Raw genomic sequence first — 21,049 nt, 5'->3', positions numbered from 1 at the left:
CGCCGCGTCAGTGCCCCGTCAGCGTCCCGTCGCCGGCCCCGCCGCCAGCAGCGCTCGCAGGGCAGTCAGGCCCCGGGCGGTGAGCTGGTCGAGCGTGCCGTCGTTGGCCAGCACCACGCCCTCCTCGTCCGGACAGAGCGGCTCCAGGGTGGCGATCTGCGTGTCCAGCAGGGCGGCCGGCATGAAGTGGCCGCGACGGCCGCGCATCCGCAGCAGCCACGGGTGCCGGTCCGCGTCTTTCAGCGGCGTCCCGGCGGCCATGAGGGCCTTCGCCTCCGGCGCGTGCAGGTCGTCGGCCTCCCCGAACGGGGCTCCCAGGCGCTGCGCGAGCCGCATCGCCAGGGCCGTCTTCCCCGAGCCGGAGACGCCCATGACCACCACGGCCGTCCCGGCGAGCGGTTCAGGCATCCCCACGGCGATGCCCGCCGAGGGAGCGGGACTCGTCCCCGGCCTTCTTCAGCTCGGCACGCAGCTCCTTGGGCAGGGAGAAGATGATGTCCTCCTCGGCCGTGACCACCTCGTCCACCTGCGCGTAGCCGTAGTCCGCGAGGAGCGCGAGCACGTCCTGCACGAGCACCTCGGGCACGGACGCTCCGGAGGACAGCCCCACCGTCGCCACTCCCTCGAACCACGCCTCGTCGATCTGGCTGGCGAAGTCCACGCGCTCGGCGCGCGAAGCGCCGTACTCGAAGGCGACCTCCTTCAGGCGCACCGAGTTCGAGGAGTTGGCCGATCCCACGATGATCACCAGGTCGCACTCCGGGGAGATCAGCTTGATCGCCGCCTGCCGGTTGGACGTGGCGTAGCAGATGTCGTCCGAGGGCGGGTCCTGCAGGTTCGGGAAGCGCTCGCGCAGCACCGCGACGATCTCGAGGGCCTCGTCCACGGAGAGCGTGGTCTGCGAGAGCCAGATGAGGTTGTCCGGGTCGTCCACCTGGACGGTGCGGGCCTCCGCGACGTCGTTGATCACCGTGGTGTGCTCGGGTGCCTCGCCGTACGTGCCCTCGACCTCTTCGTGGCCCTCGTGGCCGATCAGCAGGATGTGCTTGTCCTGACGGGCGAAGCGCACCGCCTCGCGGTGCACCTTCGTGACCAGCGGGCACGTGGCGTCGATGGTCTCCAGGTTGCGCTCGGCGGCCTCGGCCACCACGGCCGGGGAGACGCCGTGCGCGGAGAACACGGTGAGGGCGCCGTCCGGCACCTGGTCCAGCTCGTCCACGAACACCACGCCGCGCTCGGTCAGGGTGTCCACCACGTGGCGGTTGTGCACGATCTCCTTGCGCACGTACACGGGGGCGCCGTGGTGCTCCAGGGCCTTCTCCACGGCGACGACGGCGCGGTCCACGCCGGCGCAGTAGCCGCGCGGGGCGGCGAGCATCACGCGCTTCGGGCCGGTGACGGGCGCGGCAGCCTCCACCTCGGCGCGGGAGCGGCGCGTGCGCGGCACCTGCGGCATGCCGAGGCCGACGGCGGACGGGCGGGTGGCGGCAGCGGTGACGGACATGCCCCCCATGGTATCGGCCCGTGGCCCGGCCCCTCCGGGTGGGCGGGGCGTCCGCTCAGCGCGAAGGCGGCGACGCCGTCCGGACCGCGCCCCGCGGCCGCTCAGGGCCGTCCTGGCTCACCGGCGGGTGCGACCACGCGTGAGGGCCAGCTCGAGGAGGAACACCACCACGCCGACCCCGAGCGTGATCCAGGCCGCCGTCGTGAGGGTCGCCGCGTAGGGGGTCAGGGCCGTGTCGATCGCCGGGCGCAGGGCACGCTGGGCCTCCACCGCGAGGTGGGCGACGCCGTCGGCGACGCCGTCGGGCGCCACCACGGAGAACGCGTCGGAGCGGGTCGCGTTGCCCAGCAGCATCCCGCCGACGAGCATCACGGCGCCCGCGAGCGCGATCGAGGGGCCCCGCCACCGCGGCCGGGCCAGCACGAGGGCCGCGAGGAGGAGGAGCCCGGCCGCCACCGCGGCCCACCTCCAGTGCGCGGAGGCGGCGGCCCACCACGCGACGGTGGAGCGGTCCACGTCCTTCAGGGAGTCCACCGTGACGGTCATGGTGAGGTCCGTGCTGTCCCTCAGCTCGGCGGCGCGGTCGTACATGGGGGCGATCACGGTGTCCGCGGCCCAGTCCCCGAAGTCCGTGCCCGTCACGGCCTCGAGGATCCCCTGGCCGGGCACGTCGAGCTCGTTGCGGCGCAGGCGCGTCTCGATGTCGCCGAGCGCCGCCGCGACGCCGGACTGCGCCACCGGGCCGAAGGGGACGGTGAAGTCCCCTCCGGGCACGAAGCCCTCGGTCCCCCGGGCGTCCTTGAGGTCCAGCAGCCATGCGCGCCGCGCCTCGTCCGCGGTGTCGGACCAGCCCTGCACCACGCTGGGATCCTGCGCCACGTTCTGCGCCACGGGCCGGATCAGGTCCTCCACGGCCTGCGTGAGCGGGTCCGGGACCTCCTCCGGCACCAGGTCCTCCACCGCCCCGGTGACGGCGCCGGGGATCGCGGCGCGCACCTGCTCGTCCGAGGCCACCTGCGCGGCGACGCCCCGGACCAGCTCGGGCCGGTGGGCGGCCTCGTCCACGAGCGCACCGGCGGTGGCGAGCACGGCGGACAGTCCGGCGAGGAGGGCCAGGAGGAGGGCGAGGAGCGAGCGCATGGGCGGGACCTTCCGGTGCGGGCGAGGACGACCGACGGCGGCGTGCGGCGGCACGGACGGGCCGGGCATTACTGTGTCCGAGGGTACTGACACACTCGGGACGTGTCCCCGGCGGGCCCGCCCGCCCGAGGCGTCCGCCGCCGTCGTCCCGCCGCGCCGGCACCCCAGCGGCCCGAGACAGGAGATCCCGTGGAACCCCAGCGCACCGAGACCGACCCCGCCCTGACCGCAGCGTCCGGCGCGCCCGGCCCGGTGGACGTGCCCGCGCTCGCCTCGGAGACCTCCGCCGAGCGGCCCTGGCCGCTGCGCCGTCTCTCGGAGAACCTGAAGATCCACATCGAGCGGGCCCCGGCCACGTGGATCGAGGGCCAGCTGATCGAGTACAAGAACAACCGCGGCAACGTGTACATGACCATGCGGGACCTCGAGGAGGAGTACTCCCTGCCGGTCACCGCGTGGCGCACGGTGGCCATGGGGTTCGAGGGCACGGTGCAGCAGGGCTCGCGCGTCGTCGCCCGGGTGAAGCCGAGCTTCTGGACGAAGGGCGGCCGGCTCTCCATGGTGGTGCAGGAGATGCGCCCGGTCGGCCTGGGAGACCTGCTGGCCCGCGTGGAGCTGCTGCGCCGCCGCCTGGGCGAGGAGGGGCTGCTGGACGCCTCCCGCAAGCGGGCCCTCCCCCTGCTGCCCGGCGTCATCGGGCTCATCACCGGCCGGGACTCGGACGCGAAGAAGGACGTGCTGCGCAACACCCAGCTGCGCTGGCCCGCCGCGCGGTTCGAGGTCCGCGAGGTGGCGGTCCAGGGCCCGGAGGCGCCCCGCCAGGTGGCGGCGGCCCTGGCGGAGCTGGACGCCCGTCCGGACGTGGACGTCATCGTGATCGCCCGCGGCGGCGGCGCCCTCGAGGAGGTCATCCTGCCGTTCTCGGACGAGGCCCTCGTGCGCGCCGTCGCGGCGGCCCGCACCCCGGTGGTCTCCGCGATCGGCCATGAGGCGGACCGCCCGGTGCTGGACGACGTCGCAGACCTGCGCGCCTCCACGCCCACGGACGCCGCGAAGCGGATCGTGCCGGACGCGGCCGTGGAGTCGGCCGGCGTGGCGGACGCACGGCACCGGCTGGCCGCCGCCGTCGAGCGCCGCGTGGTGCGGGAGGGCGAGGGCCTGGCGCAGCTGCGCTCCCGTCCCGTCCTCGCCGATCCCACGGTGATGGTGGACCGGCGCGAGGAGGACCTGCACACGTGGCGGGAGCGCGCCCGGCGCTCCACCGGGCACCGCCTCACGCTGGAGCGGGACGCCGTGGCGCACCTGGTGGCCCGGGTGCGCTCCCTCTCCCCGCAGCAGACCCTGGACCGCGGGTACGCCGTGGTCCAGCACGCCGGCCACCTGGTGCGCGACGCCGCACAGGTGGCCCCCGGAGACACCCTCGACGTCCTCGTGGCCGCCGGCCGCATGGCCGCCGAGGTCACGCACACCACACCGGCGGCGCCTGCCGCAGGCCCCGCCCCCACCCCCCAGGAGCAGTCATGACGAAGCAGAGCAGCACCCCCCACGCCGCCCCGGTGGAGGGCTTCGCCGGAGCGGACACCTCGGACGTGGCCGCCATGAGCTACGAGCGCGCCCGCGCCGAGCTCGTGGAGACCGTGTCCCGGCTCGAGGCCGGCGGCGCCGGGCTCGAGGAGTCCCTCGCCCTCTGGGAGCGCGGCGAGGCCCTGGCCGCGCGCTGCCAGGCCTGGCTCGACGGCGCCCGCGCGCGGCTCGACCAGGTGCGCGGCACCGCGGACGCCGCCCAGGACTGAGCCGGCCACGGACGACGGCGCCCCGCACCGGGAGGGTGCGGGGCGCCGTCGGTGTGCTCAGCGGGGCGGGCTCAGACGGACTGGCCCTCGTGCCTGCCCTCGGCGAGCTCCTCGACGAGCTTGGCGTTGAAGGCGTCCAGGTCGCCCGGGTCGCGGGAGGTGGTCAGGCCGGAGTCGACCACGACCTCCTTGTCCACCCACGTGGCGCCGGCGTTCTTCAGGTCCGTCTTGAGGGAGGCGTAGCTGGTCAGCTCGCGGCCCTCGACGACGCCGGCGTCGATCAGCGTCCAGGGCGCGTGGCAGATGGCGGCCACGGGCTTGTGCTGGGCGAAGAAGTCGCGCACGAACGCCAGCACGTCCTCGTCGCCGCGCAGGGCGTCGGCGTTCAGGGTGCCGCCGGGCATGACGAGACCGGCGAAGTCCTCGGCCTTGGCCTCGGAGACGTGAAGGTCCACGGGGAAGGACTCGCCGTGCTCCCAGTCCTGCTTCATCGCGGTGACCGTCTCCTTCTCGAGCGAGACGAGGCTGGGGGTGCCGCCGGCGGCCAGCACTGCCTCCCACGGGGAGGTGAGCTCGACCTGCTCGACGCCCTTGGTGGCGAGGAAGGCAACCTTCTTGCCGGTGAGCGGCGCCGTGCTCTCGGTCTGCTGGGTGGTGTCCGTCATAGTCTGCGTCCCTTCGTTCTGCGGTGGCGCGCCGTCGCAACGGCGCCTGATCCAGGATAGGCACGCTCCCCGGGGTGGTGGCAAGGGGCGCCGCCCCGCGGGCGGGGATCAGCCGACCGCGGGCGGTGTCAGCCTGCGGCGAGGCGGCGGCGCTGCTCCTCGACGTCGAAGTCAGCCTCGGGCCAGGTCAGCTCGAGGCCCTGGAGCGTCTCGATGAGCAGCTCCTGCACCGCGAGGCGGGCGTACCACTTGCGGTCCGCCGGCACCACGAACCACGGGGCCGCCTCGGTGTCCGTCCGCTCCATCGCGATGCGGTAGGCGTCCATGTAGGCGTCCCAGTGCGCGCGCTCGTCGACGTCCCCGGGGTTGAACTTCCAGTGCTTCTCGGGCTCGTCCAGGCGCGCCTCGAGCCGCTCGCGCTGCTCCTCCTTCGAGATGTGCAGCATCACCTTGACGATCCGCGTGCCGCCGGCCGTGATCTCCTCCTCGAACGCGCGGATGAGCCCGTAGCGCTCCTCCACCGTGGCCAGGGGCGAGAGCCCGCGGACGCGGTGGACCAGCACGTCCTCGTAGTGGGAGCGGTCGAAGACCGCGAGGAAGCCCGGCTCGGGCAGGTGCGGGCGGATGCGCCACAGGAAGTCGTGCGCGCGCTCCTCCTGCGTGGGCGCCTTGAAGGCCGCGACGTCCACGCCCTGCGGGTCCATCGCGCCCACCACGTGCCGCATGATGCCGCCCTTGCCCGCGGTGTCCATGGCCTGCACCACGAGCAGCACGGACGGCGCCGGCCCCGCCTCGTCCGCGCGCGTGGACTGCGCGAAGAGGAGCTCCTGGAGCCGGGTCAGCTCCTCGGAGCGGGTGGCCAGCGCCGCCTTGCCGTCCGCCTTGTCCCCGTCGAATCCGGGCGTGGCGTGGGGGTCGACGTCGGCCAGGGGCGGCACCGCCCCGTCCGCGGCGCGGGCGCGCAGGGCACGCCGCAGCGGCTCGGCGAAGGGGCTCAGGATGGTGTGATCAGGCATGGCTCTCCCTCCACTCCTCGAGGAAGTCCTCCAGGCGGTCCAGGGCCACCTCCAGGTCCTCCACGCTCGGGAGCGTGACGAGCCGGAAGTGGTCGGTGTGCGGGTAGTTGAAGGCGCCGCCGTGGGAGACGAGGATCTTCTTCGCCCGCAGCAGCTCGATGACGAACCTCTCGTCGTCGTCGATCCGGTAGACCTCCGGGTCCAGGCGCGGGAACAGGTAGAGCGCGCCGTGCGCGGGCTGCACCGAGACGCCGGGGATCTCGTTGAGCCGCTTCTGCGCGAGGTTGCGCTGCTCCAGCAGGCGGCCGCCGGGCAGCACGAGGTCGTTGATGGACTGGTAGCCGCCGAGCGCCACCTGGATGGCGTGCTGCGCCGGCACGTTGGCGCACATGCGCATGTTCGCCAGGAGCGTCAGGCCCTCGAGGAAGTCGCGGGCGCGGTGCTTGGGCCCGGAGACGGCCACCCAGCCGGAGCGGAACCCGGCCACGCGGTACGCCTTGGACAGGCCGGAGAAGGTGAGGGTGAGGACGTCGTCGGAGAGGCCGGCCGCGTTGATGTGGCGGGCGCCGTCATAGGTGATCTTCTCGTAGATCTCGTCCGCCATGAGCACGAGGTGGTGGCGGCGGGCCACGTCGATCAGCCCGTTCAGCACGGCGCGGGAGTAGACCGCGCCCGTCGGGTTGTTGGGGTTGATGACCACGATGCCCTTGGTGCGCTCCGTGATGAGCGACTCGATGTGCTCCAGGTCCGGCTCCCAGCCCTGCTCCTCGATGCAGCGGTAGTGCACCGCGCGGCCGCCGGCCAGGGTCGTCGCCCCCGTCCACAGCGGGTAGTCGGGCGAGGGGATGAGGATCTCGTCGCCGTCGTCCACGAGGGCCTGGAGGACCATGGAGATCATCTCGGACACGCCGTTGCCGATGTAGACGTCCTCGACGCCGATGTCCCGGATGCCGCGGGACTCGTAGTACTGGGACACCGCGGTGCGCGCCGAGTAGACGCCCTTGGAGTCGGAGTAGCCCTGCGCGTGCGGCAGGTGCTGGTACATGCCCTGGAGGATCGTGTCCGGGGCCTCGAAGCCGAACGGCGCCGGATTGCCGATGTTCAGCTTCATGATCCGGTGCCCGGCGGCCTCCATGCGCTGTGCCTCCTCCAGGATGGGGCCGCGCACGTCGTAGCGGACGTTGAGCAGCTTGGAGGACTGACGGATCTGTCGCGGGTCGCCGGAGGAAGCCATGCGCTCCATGATGGCACTCGGCCGACCGGGCCGGAACACCGTGTCAGAACCAGGAGCCCCGCGGGACGAACCAGTCCTCGGGCGCCTCCTCGAGCCCTCGTGTCACGAGCCAGTACTGCGCGGCGTCCTCCGGGCTCAGCGCGTCGTCCCCGGTGGTGAGGCGGGCCAGCTGGCGCAGCCCCTCCTCGTCGAGGCCGTCCATGACCTCGCGGATCGCGGCCTCGGCGTCGTCGTCGAGCGCGTCCGGATCTCCCAGCACCGCGATGCTGCCCTCCGGGAGGACCCGTTCCCCGTCCCCCAGGGGCACGAGCGCGCTCGCCTCGATCTCCGGGTCGAAGCGGTAGGCCAGGCCGACCTGGGCCTCGTCCTGCACGACGGCGGGGATCGCCTCCTGCGCGGGCGGCAGCCACTCCCCGATCCGGCAGCCGGCGAGACGGTCGAGCCGCTCGCGCAGCAGGACCGCGGCGACGCCGGGCTCGGCGCCGCCCAGCACCGCAGGGGTGGCGGCGCGCAGCTCTTCGCAGCGGCCGTTGAGGTCGTCCAGGGAGTCGAGCTCGAGCCGCGTCGCGGTGGTGGCCGTGACCACGGCGGCCAGGCGCAGCGGTTCGCGGGAGACGGAGAGCACGTGGGGGCGCGCCACCCCCGGGAAGGCCGAGGCCGCTGCCGCGGTGGAGGAGCCGCTGGCGGGCGTGACGCCGGAGGACACGGCGCCGCCGGCGGCCAGCAGCTCCTCGACGATGCCCCGCGTGGCGGCCGCGTCCGGGGCCGACTCCCCGCGCGGCAGGGGCGTGGGCGAGGCCGCGGCCGCGGGGTCGGCGGGCACGCGGGGCGGGGCCGCCGGGTCGAGCGGGGGCAGGCTCGTGGACGCCGCGCCCGCCGCCGTGGGGGCCGTCGTCGGGCGCGGACTCGGCTCGGGCACCGAGGGCAGCAGGGAGGCGGGGTCCTCCGTCAGGACGAGGGTGAGCGTGTCCACGACGGCCACGGTGCGGCCGCCCGCGGCGTCCCAGGGCTGGGCCGGGGCGGGCGCACCCTCGGGCTGGGGGGCGACGGCGTGGCCGCGGCGGCGCAGGTTGCGCTCCACGACGGCGGCCACGGCCGCCTGGAGCGGGGCGTTCGAGTGGGTCACCGTGACGGGCGCCCCCGTGGGGCCGGACGACGGCTCCGGAGGGCCGGCGGGCGAGCACGCACCGAGGGCCACGGCCAGGCCGAGGGCGACGGCGGGGACGAGCGAGCGGCGGTCCTTCACGCGGCGGCCGTTCACGCGGCGTCCCCGACGGAGCGCTGCGCCGCGAGCTCCAGGGCGCGGGCCACCCACGTGGCGGTGCGGACCTCGTCGAGCGCGGTCAGGTCGAACCAGCGGGCGTCGGTGGAGGATCCCCCCACCTCGGGCCGGAGGACTCCGCCCGTGAGGCGCGCGGTGTAGAGGATCTGCACGGTGAGGAGAGGGACGCCCTCGCCCCGCAGGCGTCGTTCGGCGGGGATGAGGCCCGTGGTGACCCCCAGCAGGCCCGTGAGCTCGCTCGTGTGGCCGGTCTCCTCCCACACCTCGCGGCGGCAGGCCTCCTCGGGGCTCTCCCCCGGCTCCAGCCCGCCGCCGGGCAGCGTCCAGACCACCTCGCCGGGGCCCTCCCACGAGGAGAGCAGGATCCGGCCCTCGGACACGATCAGGGCGTAGGCGCCCGCGCGCGTCTGGAACGGCCCGGGCTCGGGCGCGGCGGCGGGGGCGGCGGGGCGGGTGGTCACGGGCGGGCTCCTGCCGGACGGGGATGGGGGTGGGGCGGACCGGCGGGCCCAGTCTACGAGCACCGCCCGCCGCGAACAGGGGCTCGGCCCGCACTCACCCTGGCTAGGGTGGGTGGACCACCCGCCGCCCGAGGAAGGAGTCCGCCCATGACCCCCGCGGCTCCCGCCCCCGAGGACCCGGCCGCCGCCGGCGACGACGCCCTCGGCCGCCTCACCACGCTGCTCGCCCGGGCCCAGGCCGCACCCGGCGGCCTCGACCTGACCGGCACCGACGACCCGGCCGGCGTCACCGGCCCGCAGGGCGCCGCGCTCGACGCGCACGGGTGGTCCGACCTCGCCCTCGAGGCCGCCCTCCGGGAGGAGCCGGCCGACGTCGTCCGGTGCGCGGAGTCCGGTCTCCTCGCCCCCGGCGGGGATCAGCCCGGCACGCGCCTGACCCTGCTGCGCCAGCTCGCGCTCGCCGCCGATCAGGCCGACGACGAGGACGCCCTCGCCCGGCGTGTGGAGGAGCGGGCCGACGTGCTGCGGGCCCTGGGGCGGCCACATCAGGCGGCCCTGGAGACGCAGCTCGGCGCGGCCCTCGTGCGCGAGCCGGACGGGTTCGAGGCCGCGGTGCTGGCCGGCGTCGTGGAGGACGAGCGGCGGCGCCGCGCGCAGGGATCCGGCGGCGACCCGGCGGACACCGTGCTCCCGGAGGCACTCCTCGGCCTGGCCGTCCAGCGCATCCACGAGTCCGACCTGGACGGGGCGCTGGTGCACCTGCGCGAGGCGATCGCGCTGCTGCGCGAGCTGCGGGCCGCCGGCGCGGCGCTCCCCTCCGGCACGTGGGCCAGCGCCCACCTCGTGCTCGCCCGCCTCCACCTGTGGCGGGGCGAGCACGCGGAGGCGGAGGTGGAGGCCCTGACCGTCCTCTCCCTTCCAGCGGCCCGCGCCGTCCGGGCCTCCGCGCTGCTGGTGCGCGCCATCGCCGCCCACGAGCAGGGACGGCCCGACGACGCCCTGCGGTTCGCGCTCGACGCGACCGCGGGCATGGGCGAGGCCGGGCTCCGGCGCGGGGCCGCCTCGGCCGCTGCGCTCGTGGCCCGGGCGGCCGACGACGGCGACCGGCAGGAGGCCGCCGTCCTCGCGTGGCGGCTGGCCGCCGTCCACGCCGAGAAGGCGGAAGCTCCGGAGGCGGCCGTCCTGACCTACTGGTGGGCCCACCAGCTGGTGCTGGCCGGCAGGCCGCAGGAGGCCGAGCCCGTGCTCGAGGGGCTCGTGCGCCGCGCCGCCGCGGGCGGGCAGGCCGTGGAGCAGGCCCGCGCGCTCGTGGACCTCGGCCACGCCCTCCACGACCAGGACCGCTCCGTCGAGGCCCTGCCGCTGTGGCGCGAGGCCGCGGACCTGTTCGAGGCCCACGGGCAGGCCGAGGACGCCGCGCGCGTGCTGCTGGCCGCCGGAGCCCTCGTGAACCGCGAGCGCGACGCGGCCTCCCGCCCGCTCGCCCTCGACCTCTTCGAGCGCGCGGCGACGGCAGCCCGCCGCGCCGCGGACGAGGCCGGCGAGGAGGACGACGGCGACGTGCTGCCCGCCGCGCTCCACGCGCTGGGGTACCTGCTGTGCGAGTCCGGCCGCCCGGAGGGGCTGGCCCTGCTGGACGAGGCGATCGCGCTCGCGGAGCAGGCCCCGGCGCCGTGGCAGGCCGCCGACTTCCTGGACACGCGGGCCCGCGCCCTGTGGGCCCTGGAGAACGGGCCGGAGGCCGTGTCCACCGCGCTGACCTCCGCGGACCGCTTCACGGCCGCGGGAGACCCGAACGGCGCCGCGCAGGCCGAGCTGTTCGCCGCGTACGTGGTGGCCGAGGACGGGCGCCCCGAGCAGGCCGCCACCCTGTTCCGGCTGGTCGGGGACTCCACCGGATCGGACCTCGTGCGACTCGGCGCGCTGACGGGGCTGCACCAGTGCCTCGACGCGCTGGGCGACCACGCGGGCGCGGCCCGCGTGCGCGACGACCTCGAGAGCGTCCGCGCGCGGCTCGGGGTCAGCGGAGACTGACCGGGGTCAACGGGGGCTGTCCGGGGGCACCGCGGGCCGACCAGGGCCCTCACCGGCCGTGCAGCACCTCCGCCGCCGCCGCCCGCCGTGCCTCGCGTGCCGCCGGGGGCGCCTCGGGCTGGGCCGCGAGCGCGAGCAGGGTGGCGGCCGTCCGCGCCGCGAGGGCCTCCGGGTCCGCGCTCGTCCCCGCCCGGCGGGTGAAGCGTGCGATCACGCCGTCGAGGGCGGCCCCGCCCGCGCCGAGGTCGGCACCCGCGGCACGCAGGTGGCCGATCAGGGCGGCCCAGTCGTCCACCCGGTGGCCGGGTCCGAGGGTGTCGGCGTCCAGGAGTCCCGTCACGCGCGTGCCGGCGGGGCCCACGTGGAGGTTGCCGGGGTGCAGGTCTCCGTGCACGGGGACCACGGGCCCCGGATCGGCGGAGTCCAGCAGCGTCCGGGCGGCGTCCGCGGCGCGCCCCGTCTGCGCGCCCGTCGCCGGGTCCAGCACGGCGGCGGCCCACGTCGCGTGGTCGAGCAGCTCGCGCCATGCCCCGGTGCCCGCCGCCGCGGCGTCGGGCGCGGGGACCCGGCCGGCCGTGCCGGAGGCGCCGACGTCGTCGGGGTCCTCGGCGGCCAGCGCGGCGGGGAGGCGGTCCAGCACGTCCTCGACCGCGCGGGGATCCAGCGCGTCCGCCCGCGGGCCGGTGAGGAGTCCGCGCCACGGGACGCCGGGGACCCGGCCGAGCGCGAGGACGCCGAGGTGGGGCGGGGCCACGAGCGGTGGGACCGGGACGCCGGCCTCCAGGGCCGCGCGCAGGCGGCGGTGCAGCGGGTGGACGGCCTCCGGTGGGAGCACCTTGAGGAACACGGTGCGGTCCGGGCGGGCCTCGTCCTCCCGGGGCTCCCATGCGGTGGCGAGGACGGCCCGCTCTCCGGGCCGGTAGGCCACCTGCTCGAGGGAGCGCAGCACGCCCAGTCCGCCGAGCCATCCGCCCACGTGCTCGCGGTCGACGGCGAGGGGCAGGCCCGGCAGGGCGGGGTCGTGGGGCAGCCACCACCACGCGGTCCCGTCGGGGAGGTGCCCGGAGAGTGGGCCGTCGGCGGGATCGTCGTCGGCCACGGGATCGTCGTTCGCGGGGTCGTCGTCGGCCACGGAGATGACGGCGGGGTGTTCAGCCGCGGCGGCGGGCGGGCCGTCGAGCACGAGGGTGCGGGCGAACGCCTCGCCGGCACCCACCGCCCCGGCCACCACCACGAGGTCGATCTCGTGGGCGACCCGCCGGCCGAGCCTCAGGTGCAGGCGGGGCGGAGCGGCGCGCAGCAGGCGCAGCCCCGACGCCTCGAGGGCGGCCAGGGCCGCGCGGGGGACCGCCGTCATGCGTGGGGCCGGAGAGGGCTCAGGAGGCGCGGCGGCGGGCCAGGACGTTGTCCAGGTCCAGTGCGGCGATGTCCCGCTCGGCGGTGGGGCTGATGTCCTCCGCGCGGGCGGTCTCGGGGCTCAGGGAGTCCTTGATGCGCCCGGAGGTCGCGGGCACCGGCGCGGCCTCGAGCGGCGCCGGCGCGGGGCGCTCCATCTCCGGTGCGTCCAGGTAGGTGGGGCGCGGCACGGCGGGGATGACCACGCAGCCGTGGCCGGACGGGACGGCGGGCGCGGCGCTCCGGAGCGCCTCCGGCACCGGGCGGGTCTCGGCTCCCCGGCCGTCGACGACGCCGGCCGTCCCGGTCTCCTCCGCGGCCGGTGCGGCGGCGGGGGCGCCGAAGGCGAGGACGGTCTCGAGCGTGCGGCGGTCGCGCGCGGGATCGGCGTGCGGAGCCGTGGCGTCCGCGTCCTCGGCCGGTGCGGCGCCGGTGAGGGCGTCGTCGGCGGGGGCGGCGGGACGATCCGCGGCGCGATCGCGCAGGGCGAGGGCCCGGAGGCCGCCCAGCGAGGCCGCGGCGATCAGCAGGGACCACCCGGCGGCGGCCGCGCTGGAGGCCCCGAAGAGCGCGCCCATGCCGGTGACGAGGAAGACCACGAGGGCGAGGGCTCCCACCAGGGCGACGGCGGCACGGTCCCGGCGCACGTGGAGGCGCGAGAGCTCGGGCGAGACCTCGGCGAGGCGGGCGGCGGAGAACTGCGCGGCCGCGCGGCGGGCGGCGGAGAGCCGCCGGGCCAGGGCGCGGGCCGCCGGGGAGCTCTGCACACGGGTCGTCATGAAGGTCCTCCAGCGGTTCGGGCGGGCGGCGGCGGCGCGGGCTCGGCGGCGGTGCACGAGCCGCCCCACCCCGACCGCCACGAGGACCAGCATGACCACGGAGGCGCTGACCTTGAGGCCCGCGAACACGCCGAGGGCGGAGTCGAGCTCCGCCACCAGGGTGTTCCACTCGTCCATGGGGGCCAGCCTACCGGCCGTCGGGGGCACGCCGCGCGTCGAGCCAGCGCGCGAGGAGGCCCTGCGGCACCTCGTCGACGGTGACCGCGAAGCTGCGGTGGTCGCGCCAGTCGCCGTCCACGTGCAGGTAGCTCCGGCGCAGGCCCTCCTCCCGCAGTCCGAGCTTCTCCACCACGCGCAGGCTCGCCGCGTTCTCGGGACGGATGTTGACCTCCACGCGGTGCAGCCCGAGGGTGAAGAAGGCCCAGTCCGCGGCCATCGCCACGGCGGTCGGCGTGAGTCCCCGGCCCGCGTGGCGCTGGTCGATCCAGTAGCCGATCGCGCCCGAGAGCACGGAGCCGTACTGCACCCCGCTGAGGCTCAGCAGCCCGATCAGGCGGTCCCGCCCCGGGGCGTCGTCGTCGAGGGCCACGCCCCACGTGAAGGAGGTGCCCGCGCGGGCATGGCGGCCGTGCCAGCGGACCATCTGCCCGAACGTGGCCGGGCCGGCGCCGGGCTCGGGGCTCGTGGCGTCCCACGGCGTCAGCCACTGCTCGTTGGCGGTCCGCTGCTCCCGCCACGCCCGCTCGTCGCGCCGACGCAGCGGGCGCAGGGTGAGGGAGTCGTGGCGCAGCGCCACGGGCCAGGACGAGCTCGACATGCCCTCGATCCTAGGGCGTGGGCCGGAGTCACAGGGCGCGGGCACAATGGCTCCATGGCCTCCCCCGACGCACCCCTGCCCTCCCCCGCGTCGACGCTCGACGAGTCCGGCGCGACGGCCCTGGCGAAGGCCGCCCTGCGCGCCCGCGTGCGCGCCGCACGCCGGGCCCTGGATCCGGCGCGCCGCGCCGCCGAGGCCGAGGCGGCGGCCGCGCACCTGTGGGAGTGGCTCGGTCCGCGCGTCGCGGCGACGCGCGGGCGGGGCGCCACGCCCGTCGTCGCCACGGTGCTGCCGATGCCCACGGAGCCGGACACCGGTCCGCTGCGCGAGCGCCTCCACGCTGCCGGGGCGCGCATCCTGGTGCCCGTGATCGAGCCGGGGCGGCGGCTGAGCTGGGCCGCGTGGCACCCCGGGGTGGGCATGGCCCGGGCGACGGCGGCCCCGATCGACGAGCCGATCGGGCCGCGACTCCGCGCGGACGCCCTCGCCGACGCCACGGCGGTGGTGCTGCCGGGGCTCGCGGTGGGCGAGGACGGCATGCGCCTGGGCCAGGGCGGCGGGTACTACGACCGCTTCCTCGCGGATCTGCCGGCCGCCGTGCCCACCGTGGCCCTGCTGTTCGCCCACGAGGTGCTCCCGGCCACAGAGGTGCCCGCCGAGCCCACGGACCGGCCCGTGGACGGGGTGGTCACGGCGTCCGGGCTGCGGTGGCTCGGACCGGCGGGTCCGCGGGGCGCGGCGGAGTAGCATCGCAGGGCCCGGACCATCCGCCCCGCGCCACGGCGCGCCCGACCCGAGGGGACCCATGCCCACGTACGCCTACCGCTGCAAGGACTGCGGCCACGCCTTCGACGCCGTCCAGTCCTTCACGGACGACGCCCTCACCGAGTGCCCCGAGTGCGGCGGCACCCTGCGCAAGCAGTACGGCTCCGTGGGCGTGAGCTTCAAGGGGTCCGGCTTCTACCGCACCGACTCGCGCGGCGGATCGGCCGGCGTCCCGGCGAGCGGCTCCGAGGGGTCGACGGGCGGCACGGCCTCCTCCGGCACGTCCGGCTCCGGCGCGGGCGACGGCGGCTCGTCCTCCGGCACCCCGACCTCGGCGCCCAAGGCCGACTGACCTCCGCCGCCCCCGTGGTCCCTGACCCCGGGGGCGGGGGCGTCGTCAGCCCCAGTGCGGCGGGCGCTGCGCGAGCAGCCAGCGATCGTGCTCGTCCATCGCCGCCACGGGCTGCCCCGCGGGCGCCTGACCGGCGGCACCGGGGCGGGGCGAGGAGCGGGGCGCGCGGGCATCGGCCCCGTCGAGCCCCACGACGCGCGGCTCCGGGCCGTCGGCGGCCGTCGGCCCCGTGCCCGGGGCGTCCGCGCGCCGGGACCGGCCGCGCCGAGGACCGCTCCCCCGCGCCGCACGCCCGTGGGCTGGGGGCCCCTGCTCAGCGCTCATCGGCGTCGGTCTCGTCCTCCGACTCCTCCACCGGCTCGTCCAGGCCGAGCCGCTCGGCCAGCCGGTCCGCGAGGGACTCGGGATCGGCGAACACGTCGATCGCCCAGAGGGTGTCGGTGTCCCAGCCGCGCGCCTCGAGCTGCTCCGGCAGGCGCCGCGAGCGCTCGCGCACGGTCATCGAGCGGTACGTCAGGCCGCCGTCGCTCACGAGGGCCAGCGGCCGCACGGCCCCGCCCCGCCCGGCGGCCGCGAGGTCCATGACGCCGCCGAGCCGCGGGCGCACCTGCGCGCCGTGCTCCGCGAGGCGGTCGCGCAGGTCCGCCATGAGCGGATCGTCCACCTGGCCGCCCGTGGGCTCCTCCCCCGAGCCGAGGTAGGCCTCCAGCAGCGTGAGGAACCAGCGGGCGCCGCCGTCCAGTCGCTCCGCCTCGAGGTCCGAGGCGCGCACCGCGGAGACCAGGTGCAGGCGCCGGCGCGCCCGGCTCACCGCGATCGCCATCATGCGCTCGCCGTCCGGCTCCGAGACGGCCCCGAAGTGGTGCACCACGCGGCCGTGGGGGGTGCGGCCGTAGCCCGGGGTGAGGATCACGGCGTCGCGCACCACGGAGGCGGCCCGCGTGACCGGGACGATCACGAAGGGCTCGCGGGTCGACTCGTCCTCGCCCCGCCCGCGGGCCAGGAAGTCCCGCGCCCACGGGGCGCGCGCGGCGGTGGCCTGCACGGCGGCGGCCACGCGGCGGGCGTGCTGCTCGGACACGGTGACCACGGCGAGCGACTCGTCGGCGTGGTCCCGGATGTGCTCGAACACGCGCTGCACGGTGCGGGCCACCTCGGCGTCGGTGGACTCCACCACGTCTCCGCCCGTCATGGGGATGCCGGTGCCCTCGGCCACGTACTCGGCGGTCACGGTGCGGCCGTGCCCCGTCAGCTCGCCGGCCGTGGGCACGGCCTCGAGCTCGCCGTCGTAGGCCAGCGTGGAGATCAGGCGGACGAGGCGCCGCTCCATCCCGCGGTGCACCGTGCGCAACGGCACCACGGGCAGCACCTCGGCGAGCGCCTCGTGCGCGGAGCGCAGCGGACGCAGCGGGCCGGCGGTGGCCGTGGGGTCCACGGACACCTGGAAGGACTGCGGCCGGCCGATCACGGGGTCGCCGAACGAGACCACCTGGGGGGCGCGCACGAGCGCGCCCATCACGGTGGCCAGCGCGGTGGCGTCCGCGTCCAGCAGCACCACGACGTCGGCGGACCAGTCGGTGGGGAACTCCGCGAGCGCCATGGGCGAGGTGGTCATGATCGGCACGAGGGGCTGCAGGACCTCCGGTGTGAGCGTGGCGAGCGACTCCACGCTCGGGCGGCCCTGCTTGAGGAGGTTCCGCAGCACGGCGGCGTCAGCACGGTAGGTGCCCAGCGCGGCGCGCCAGCGCTCGGACAGTGCGGCGGAGAGCCGCTCGGCGCCGGAGGCCAGCAGGTCCCGGTCCGCCGCGCGGAAGCCGCGCTCGACCTCGGTCAGGTCGGTGCCGCTCATCATGGCCAGGAAGTCGTCGCCGGAGATCATGGCCTCGAGCGCGGACTGCCACCAGGCCAGCTCGAGCTCGGCGCTGAGCCGTTCGGGCGGCACCTCCCGGTCGTGGAGGTCCGCGAGGAGCTCGGAGAGGCCGTGGTCGCGCAGCTGGTCGAGCACGAGCGTGCGCTCGGGCAGGGAGGAGAGGGTCTCGCGGTCGGCCACGAGGCCGTCCACCGCGGCGGCGAGGTCGTCGGCGTCCCGCTCCACGAGCGCGGTCTCGGCGGTGGCCTCCGGCGCCAGCACGGCCGTGAGCCGCTCGAGGCGGTCCTCGACGCCGGCCACGGCGCCCAGTCCGCGGGCGGCCTGGTCCGGGACCATCGGCACGGAGCCGGGCTCGGCGGCATGGCGGCGCCAGTCCTCGACGACGGCCTCCGCCTCCAGCAGCGCCGCGTGCAGGTCGTGCGGCTGGACGCCGGGACGCACCACGTCCTTGGCCTGGCGGCGCACGCGGGAGCGGGCGACGGAGGACATCTCCACCATGTTCTGGCGACGCCACCCGCTGGAGGCGGTGGCCGCCACGAGCTGAGAGAGGTCCTGCGCGAACACCTCGGGGGTGAAGGTCTCGAGGCAGCGGGCGACCCGCTCGTACAGGTCCACCTGCTCACGCCAGCCGGCCACGGTGCGCGCGGGGCGCAGCCCGGCCTGCGCCGCGGCGGTGTCCACCGCGCGACGCGTGGTGTGGAGCGTGGCCGCGAGCTCCTGCACGAGCTCGGCGGCGGATTCGGTCTCCTGCACGTTGCGCACGCGCGCGCCGAACCAGCGGCTCTGCGTGGCCTGGGGCGAGAACGCGCCCAGCTCGCCGGCCCGCTCGAGCTGCTCGGCCACGGCGTGGCGGTTCACGGTGGAGTCCAGCACGGAGCGCTTCAGGCGCACGGTGGTGGCGGGCGGGGTCTTGAGGCCGGTCAGGGCCGCGAGCGCCTGCATGGCCTGGAACGGCGAGCAGCCCCACCGGGGGCGCACGTGGTGCAGCGAGCCCACGTGCTCGCGCAGGCGACGGCGCCGCTCCACGAGCTCGGCGTCGGCGCGGCGTCGGTCCGGCTGCTCGGCGCGTTCCGTCCGCAGCACGGCGGCCACGAGCTGACGCCGCAGCCACTCCGGGTCCGCGTTGGCGGGCACGTCGAGGGCCGCGGCCCGCAGGCCGGCCTCCTCGAGGCGGTCGTGCACGTCGGCCAGGGCCGCGGAGCGCTCAGCCACCACCAGCACGCGCCGGCCCTCCCAGGCCAGGCGGGCGGCCAGCGCGACGGCGGTCTGCGTCTGGCCCGTGCCGGGCGCGGCGTGCACCACGAGCGAGCGGCCCGCGGAGGCGTGGTCCAGCACCGCCTGCTGGGAGGGGTCGAGGTCGAGCACGAGCCGCTCGTCCTGCGGCGCGCGATCGTCCCCGTCCGGTTCGTCCACGGGCCCGAGCTCGGCGGGACGGGGCACCATGCCGGTGCCGGCGTCGTAGAGGGCCTGGACCACGGGCAGGTGCTCGAGGGAGTCCGGCAGGCTCGCCGTCTCCCCGAGGTCCGCGAACGTGGAGAGCAGCATGCGCTCCGAGACCTGCAGGCCGTCCAGGGACCCGGCCTCCTCCCGCAGCAGCGCCAGGGCGGGGCCCGGCTCCATGCGCGCGGTGGCGTAGGCGGCGTGCTGGTACGCCTCCGGGTCCAGGCGGATCCCGTGGTGCCGGCGGAGGTTGCGGACCAGGGCGGGGTTGAGCCGCGCCGGCTCGGTGATCTGCACCTCGAGCTCGTCCCGGTCCTGCGCGCCGCGGCGCACGGTGAGCGCCACGCGGGCCAGCAGGACGGGGGCGGAGCGGCGCTCCCGGCGGCCGTCCTCCTGCGCTGTCCACGTGGCCACGCCCACGGCGAGGGCCGCGACGTCGATGCCGCGCTCCTCCGAGAGCTCGCGCACCTTGGCGCGCAGGCCGAGGGAGACCTGGTGGGCGGACTCGAGCACGGGGCCGGCCGGCAGCAGCGTGGACAGGCGCGTGCGGCGCCCCAGCAGCAGCTGCGAGACGCCGGAGGAGTTGGCGTCCGTCACGTCGATGCTGTTGGCCGCCGAGGGCGCGAAGCGCAGCATCGTGTCGTTCTCCGCCCCCGAGCCGAGCGAGGCCACCCACGTGGCCGGGTCGGGACGGGCGGCGCCCTCGTCGGGGCGGGCGGCCGCGCGGGCGCGGGCCAGGCGGGGGAACTCCTGCTCGGTCACTTCGGTGCGGTCCTTCCTCTGCCCGCCCCGGGCGGGCGGGATTCGAGCCTGATGCCGCCCCGGATCGGGGCGGCCCTCACGCGGCGCGCAGGGCGCCGCTCACTCCCACTCGATGGTGCCCGGGGGCTTGGACGTGACGTCCAGGACCACGCGGTTGATGCCGTCCACCTCGTTGGTGATGCGGTTGGAGATCCGGGAGAGCACGTCCTCCGGGATGCGGGCCCAGTCCGCCGTCATGGCGTCCTCGGAGGTGACGGGGCGCAGCACCACGGGGTGGCCGTAGGTGCGGCCGTCGCCCTGCACGCCCACGGAGCGCACGTCCGCGAGCAGCACCACGGGGCACTGCCAGATCTGCCGGTCCAGACCGGCCGCGGTCAGCTCGGCGCGCACGATGGCGTCCGCGCGGCGCAGCAGGTCGAGGCGCTCCTGCGTGACCTCGCCGATGATGCGGATGCCCAGGCCGGGGCCGGGGAACGGCTGTCGGTGCACGATCCCCTCGGGCAGGCCGAGCTCGGCGCCCACGGCGCGCACCTCGTCCTTGAACAGCTCGCGCAGCGGCTCGCACAGCTCGAACTCGATGTCCTCCGGCAGGCCGCCCACGTTGTGGTGGGACTTGATGTTGGCGGCGCCGTCGCCGCCGCCGGACTCCACGACGTCCGGGTAGAGCGTGCCCTGCACGAGGAAGCGGACCTCGGGGGCGTTCGGGTCGTGCGCGGACTCGAGCACGATGTCCGCCTGGGCCTTCTCGAACGTGCGGATGAAGCGCTCGCCGATGGTCTTGCGCTTCTGCTCGGGGTCGGTCACGCCGGCCAGGGCGGCCAGGAAGTCCTCGCGGGCGTCCACCATGACGAGCTTCGCGCCGCCGTGGGCCTCGCCGAAGGCCTTCTCGATCTCGGCGGACTCGCCCTCGCGCATGAGGCCGTGGTCCACGTACACGCAGGTCAGGCGGTCGCCGATGGCGCGCTGCACGAGGGCCGCGGCCACGGCGGAGTCCACGCCTCCGGAGAGGCCGCAGATCGCGCGGGCGTCGCCGATCTGCTCGCGGATGCGCTCGACCTGCTCCTCGATCACGTTGCTGGCCGTCCAGTCGGAGGCGAGCCCGGCGCCGTCGTGCAGGAAGTGCTCGAGCACCTCCTGGCCGCGGGAGGAGTGGCCCACCTCGGGGTGCCACTGCACGCCGTAGATGCGCCGCTCGCGGTCCTCGAACGCGGCCACGGGGGCGCCGACGGTGGTGGCGGTGACCGCGAAGCCCTCGGGCGCCGCCGTCACGGCGTCCCCGTGGGACATCCACACGACCTGCTCCTCGTCCTGGCCCGCGAAGAGCACCGACTCGGGATCCACCTCGGTGAGGCGCGTGGAGCCGTACTCGCGGGTCCCGGTGCGGGCGACCTCGCCGCCGAGCGCGTGGGCGATGGACTGGAAGCCGTAGCAGAGGCCCAGCACGGGCACGCCGGCCTCGAGCAGCGCGGGGTCGAGCCGGGGGGCGCCGGGCTCGTACACGGACGAGGGGCCGCCCGAGAGGATCAGCGCCGCGGGCTCACGGGCGAGCACCTCGGCGGCGGGCGTGGACGCCGGCACCACCTCGGAGTACACGTTGGCCTCACGCACGCGACGGGCGATGAGCTGGGCGTACTGCGCACCGAAGTCCATCACCAGGACGGTGGGCATCACGTCGCTCAGCGGGGCGGGCTTCTCGGGGGTGGGGGGGTTCTGCGTCACCCGACCAAGGATAGTCCAGGC

19 protein-coding genes are annotated in these 21,049 nt (G+C 76.3%); 5 read left to right on the top strand and 14 right to left on the bottom strand.

Features of this window, described 5'->3' with window-relative positions:
- Window positions 1-18: 18 nt before the first annotated feature.
- The 3 genes from AB0302_RS09940 to AB0302_RS09930 form a co-directional block, all read right to left on the bottom strand.
- The gene (locus AB0302_RS09940; protein ID WP_366371770.1) at window positions 19-408 is read right to left on the bottom strand and encodes a hypothetical protein; all 390 of its coding nucleotides are present in this window, start codon (window positions 406-408) and stop codon (window positions 19-21) included.
- Window positions 401-1,504: a 4-hydroxy-3-methylbut-2-enyl diphosphate reductase gene (locus AB0302_RS09935; RefSeq protein WP_319074131.1), complete on the bottom strand. Its 1,104-nt coding sequence runs from the start codon at window positions 1,502-1,504 to the stop codon at window positions 401-403. Before AB0302_RS09935 ends, AB0302_RS09940 begins: the two co-directional genes overlap by 8 nt.
- 117 nt (window positions 1,505-1,621) lie before the next feature.
- Window positions 1,622-2,644: a hypothetical protein gene (locus AB0302_RS09930; protein WP_366371767.1), complete on the bottom strand. Its 1,023-nt coding sequence runs from the start codon at window positions 2,642-2,644 to the stop codon at window positions 1,622-1,624.
- Window positions 2,645-2,866: 222 nt separating this feature from the next.
- Here AB0302_RS09930 and xseA point away from each other — a divergent pair, with 222 nt between their 5' ends.
- Together xseA and AB0302_RS09920 are read left to right on the top strand one after the other, a co-directional pair.
- A complete protein-coding gene (gene xseA, locus AB0302_RS09925) occupies window positions 2,867-4,168 on the top strand; it encodes an exodeoxyribonuclease VII large subunit (protein ID WP_366371788.1) in 1,302 nt (433 codons plus the stop codon).
- Window positions 4,165-4,437 carry an exodeoxyribonuclease VII small subunit gene (locus AB0302_RS09920; RefSeq protein WP_366371765.1) on the top strand — a complete coding sequence of 91 codons (273 nt, stop codon included), beginning with the start codon at window positions 4,165-4,167 and terminating at the stop codon, window positions 4,435-4,437. Before xseA ends, AB0302_RS09920 begins: the two co-directional genes overlap by 4 nt.
- Before the next feature lie 71 nt (window positions 4,438-4,508).
- Here the strand turns inward: AB0302_RS09920 and AB0302_RS09915 are convergent, their stop codons facing one another.
- The 5 genes from AB0302_RS09915 to AB0302_RS09895 all read right to left on the bottom strand — a co-directional run bounded on the left by AB0302_RS09915 (window position 4,509) and on the right by AB0302_RS09895 (window position 9,095).
- Window positions 4,509-5,102, bottom strand: a complete 594-nt coding sequence (locus AB0302_RS09915; RefSeq protein ID WP_366371763.1) for a type 1 glutamine amidotransferase domain-containing protein — start codon at window positions 5,100-5,102, stop codon at window positions 4,509-4,511.
- A gap of 128 nt (window positions 5,103-5,230) precedes the next feature.
- Window positions 5,231-6,118, bottom strand: a complete 888-nt coding sequence (locus AB0302_RS09910; protein WP_366371761.1) for a polyphosphate kinase 2 family protein — start codon at window positions 6,116-6,118, stop codon at window positions 5,231-5,233.
- Window positions 6,111-7,352 (bottom strand): pyridoxal phosphate-dependent aminotransferase, encoded by a 1,242-nt coding sequence (locus AB0302_RS09905; protein WP_298987937.1) that lies wholly within the window; start codon window positions 7,350-7,352, stop codon window positions 6,111-6,113. The genes AB0302_RS09910 and AB0302_RS09905 overlap by 8 nt, the downstream gene beginning before the upstream one ends.
- 43 nt (window positions 7,353-7,395) lie before the next feature.
- Complete coding sequence (locus tag AB0302_RS09900; RefSeq protein WP_366371759.1) at window positions 7,396-8,613, bottom strand: glycine betaine ABC transporter substrate-binding protein; 1,218 nt, start codon at window positions 8,611-8,613, stop codon at window positions 7,396-7,398.
- Window positions 8,610-9,095: an NUDIX domain-containing protein gene (locus AB0302_RS09895; RefSeq protein WP_298711585.1), complete on the bottom strand. Its 486-nt coding sequence runs from the start codon at window positions 9,093-9,095 to the stop codon at window positions 8,610-8,612. Before AB0302_RS09895 ends, AB0302_RS09900 begins: the two co-directional genes overlap by 4 nt.
- A gap of 147 nt (window positions 9,096-9,242) precedes the next feature.
- Here AB0302_RS09895 and AB0302_RS09890 point away from each other — a divergent pair, with 147 nt between their 5' ends.
- Window positions 9,243-11,129, top strand: coding sequence for a hypothetical protein (locus AB0302_RS09890; RefSeq protein ID WP_366371757.1), 1,887 nt, complete (start codon window positions 9,243-9,245; stop codon window positions 11,127-11,129).
- Window positions 11,130-11,178: 49 nt separating this feature from the next.
- On the opposite strand, the gene AB0302_RS09885 is transcribed toward AB0302_RS09890, so the two are convergent.
- From AB0302_RS09885 to AB0302_RS09875, 3 genes are read right to left on the bottom strand one after another with little or no spacing between them, the layout of a single operon-like run.
- Window positions 11,179-12,486: a hypothetical protein gene (locus tag AB0302_RS09885; RefSeq protein ID WP_366371755.1), complete on the bottom strand. Its 1,308-nt coding sequence runs from the start codon at window positions 12,484-12,486 to the stop codon at window positions 11,179-11,181.
- Window positions 12,487-12,505: 19 nt separating this feature from the next.
- On the bottom strand, window positions 12,506-13,480 hold the full coding sequence (locus AB0302_RS09880) for a hypothetical protein (RefSeq protein WP_366371753.1): 975 nt from the start codon (window positions 13,478-13,480) through the stop codon (window positions 12,506-12,508).
- Between the two features lie 10 nt (window positions 13,481-13,490).
- Window positions 13,491-14,120, bottom strand: coding sequence for a GNAT family protein (locus AB0302_RS09875; RefSeq protein WP_319074123.1), 630 nt, complete (start codon window positions 14,118-14,120; stop codon window positions 13,491-13,493).
- A gap of 54 nt (window positions 14,121-14,174) precedes the next feature.
- On the opposite strand from AB0302_RS09875, the gene AB0302_RS09870 reads away from it, so the two are divergent.
- Window positions 14,175-14,867, top strand: a complete 693-nt coding sequence (locus AB0302_RS09870) for a 5-formyltetrahydrofolate cyclo-ligase (protein WP_319074121.1) — start codon at window positions 14,175-14,177, stop codon at window positions 14,865-14,867.
- 58 nt (window positions 14,868-14,925) lie between these two features.
- Window positions 14,926-15,237, top strand: a complete 312-nt coding sequence (locus AB0302_RS09865; RefSeq protein WP_319074120.1) for an FmdB family zinc ribbon protein — start codon at window positions 14,926-14,928, stop codon at window positions 15,235-15,237.
- Window positions 15,238-15,282: 45 nt separating this feature from the next.
- Here AB0302_RS09865 and AB0302_RS09860 read toward each other — a convergent pair whose 3' ends face one another.
- From AB0302_RS09860 to guaA, 3 genes are all read right to left on the bottom strand, one after another.
- Complete coding sequence (locus tag AB0302_RS09860; protein WP_366371750.1) at window positions 15,283-15,561, bottom strand: hypothetical protein; 279 nt, start codon at window positions 15,559-15,561, stop codon at window positions 15,283-15,285.
- Window positions 15,551-19,309 (bottom strand): DUF4011 domain-containing protein, encoded by a 3,759-nt coding sequence (locus AB0302_RS09855; RefSeq protein ID WP_366371748.1) that lies wholly within the window; start codon window positions 19,307-19,309, stop codon window positions 15,551-15,553. Before AB0302_RS09855 ends, AB0302_RS09860 begins: the two co-directional genes overlap by 11 nt.
- A gap of 99 nt (window positions 19,310-19,408) precedes the next feature.
- Entirely contained in the window at window positions 19,409-20,977 is a 1,569-nt protein-coding gene (gene guaA / locus AB0302_RS09850; RefSeq protein WP_248118333.1) for a glutamine-hydrolyzing GMP synthase, read from the bottom strand.
- Window positions 20,978-21,049 lie beyond the last annotated feature (72 nt).

The sequence above is a fragment of the Micrococcus sp. NPDC078436 genome (assembly GCF_040702705.1).
Lineage (GTDB): Bacteria > Actinomycetota > Actinomycetes > Actinomycetales > Micrococcaceae > Micrococcus.
This window is presented reverse-complemented; position numbering and strand designations above follow the sequence as displayed.

Coding starts and splice junctions, on each gene's coding strand:
- AB0302_RS09940 (WP_366371770.1), bottom strand. CDS start 408: ATGCCTGAACCGCTCGCCGGGACGGCCGTGGTGGTCATGGGCGTCTCC.
- AB0302_RS09935 (WP_319074131.1), bottom strand. CDS start 1,504: ATGTCCGTCACCGCTGCCGCCACCCGCCCGTCCGCCGTCGGCCTCGGC.
- AB0302_RS09930 (WP_366371767.1), bottom strand. CDS start 2,644: ATGCGCTCGCTCCTCGCCCTCCTCCTGGCCCTCCTCGCCGGACTGTCC.
- AB0302_RS09920 (WP_366371765.1), top strand. CDS start 4,165: ATGACGAAGCAGAGCAGCACCCCCCACGCCGCCCCGGTGGAGGGCTTC.
- AB0302_RS09915 (WP_366371763.1), bottom strand. CDS start 5,102: ATGACGGACACCACCCAGCAGACCGAGAGCACGGCGCCGCTCACCGGC.
- AB0302_RS09910 (WP_366371761.1), bottom strand. CDS start 6,118: ATGCCTGATCACACCATCCTGAGCCCCTTCGCCGAGCCGCTGCGGCGT.
- AB0302_RS09905 (WP_298987937.1), bottom strand. CDS start 7,352: ATGGCTTCCTCCGGCGACCCGCGACAGATCCGTCAGTCCTCCAAGCTG.
- AB0302_RS09890 (WP_366371757.1), top strand. CDS start 9,243: ATGACCCCCGCGGCTCCCGCCCCCGAGGACCCGGCCGCCGCCGGCGAC.
- AB0302_RS09885 (WP_366371755.1), bottom strand. CDS start 12,486: ATGACGGCGGTCCCCCGCGCGGCCCTGGCCGCCCTCGAGGCGTCGGGG.
- AB0302_RS09880 (WP_366371753.1), bottom strand. CDS start 13,480: ATGGACGAGTGGAACACCCTGGTGGCGGAGCTCGACTCCGCCCTCGGC.
- AB0302_RS09875 (WP_319074123.1), bottom strand. CDS start 14,120: ATGTCGAGCTCGTCCTGGCCCGTGGCGCTGCGCCACGACTCCCTCACC.
- AB0302_RS09870 (WP_319074121.1), top strand. CDS start 14,175: ATGGCCTCCCCCGACGCACCCCTGCCCTCCCCCGCGTCGACGCTCGAC.
- AB0302_RS09865 (WP_319074120.1), top strand. CDS start 14,926: ATGCCCACGTACGCCTACCGCTGCAAGGACTGCGGCCACGCCTTCGAC.
- AB0302_RS09860 (WP_366371750.1), bottom strand. CDS start 15,561: ATGAGCGCTGAGCAGGGGCCCCCAGCCCACGGGCGTGCGGCGCGGGGG.
- guaA (WP_248118333.1), bottom strand. CDS start 20,977: ATGCCCACCGTCCTGGTGATGGACTTCGGTGCGCAGTACGCCCAGCTC.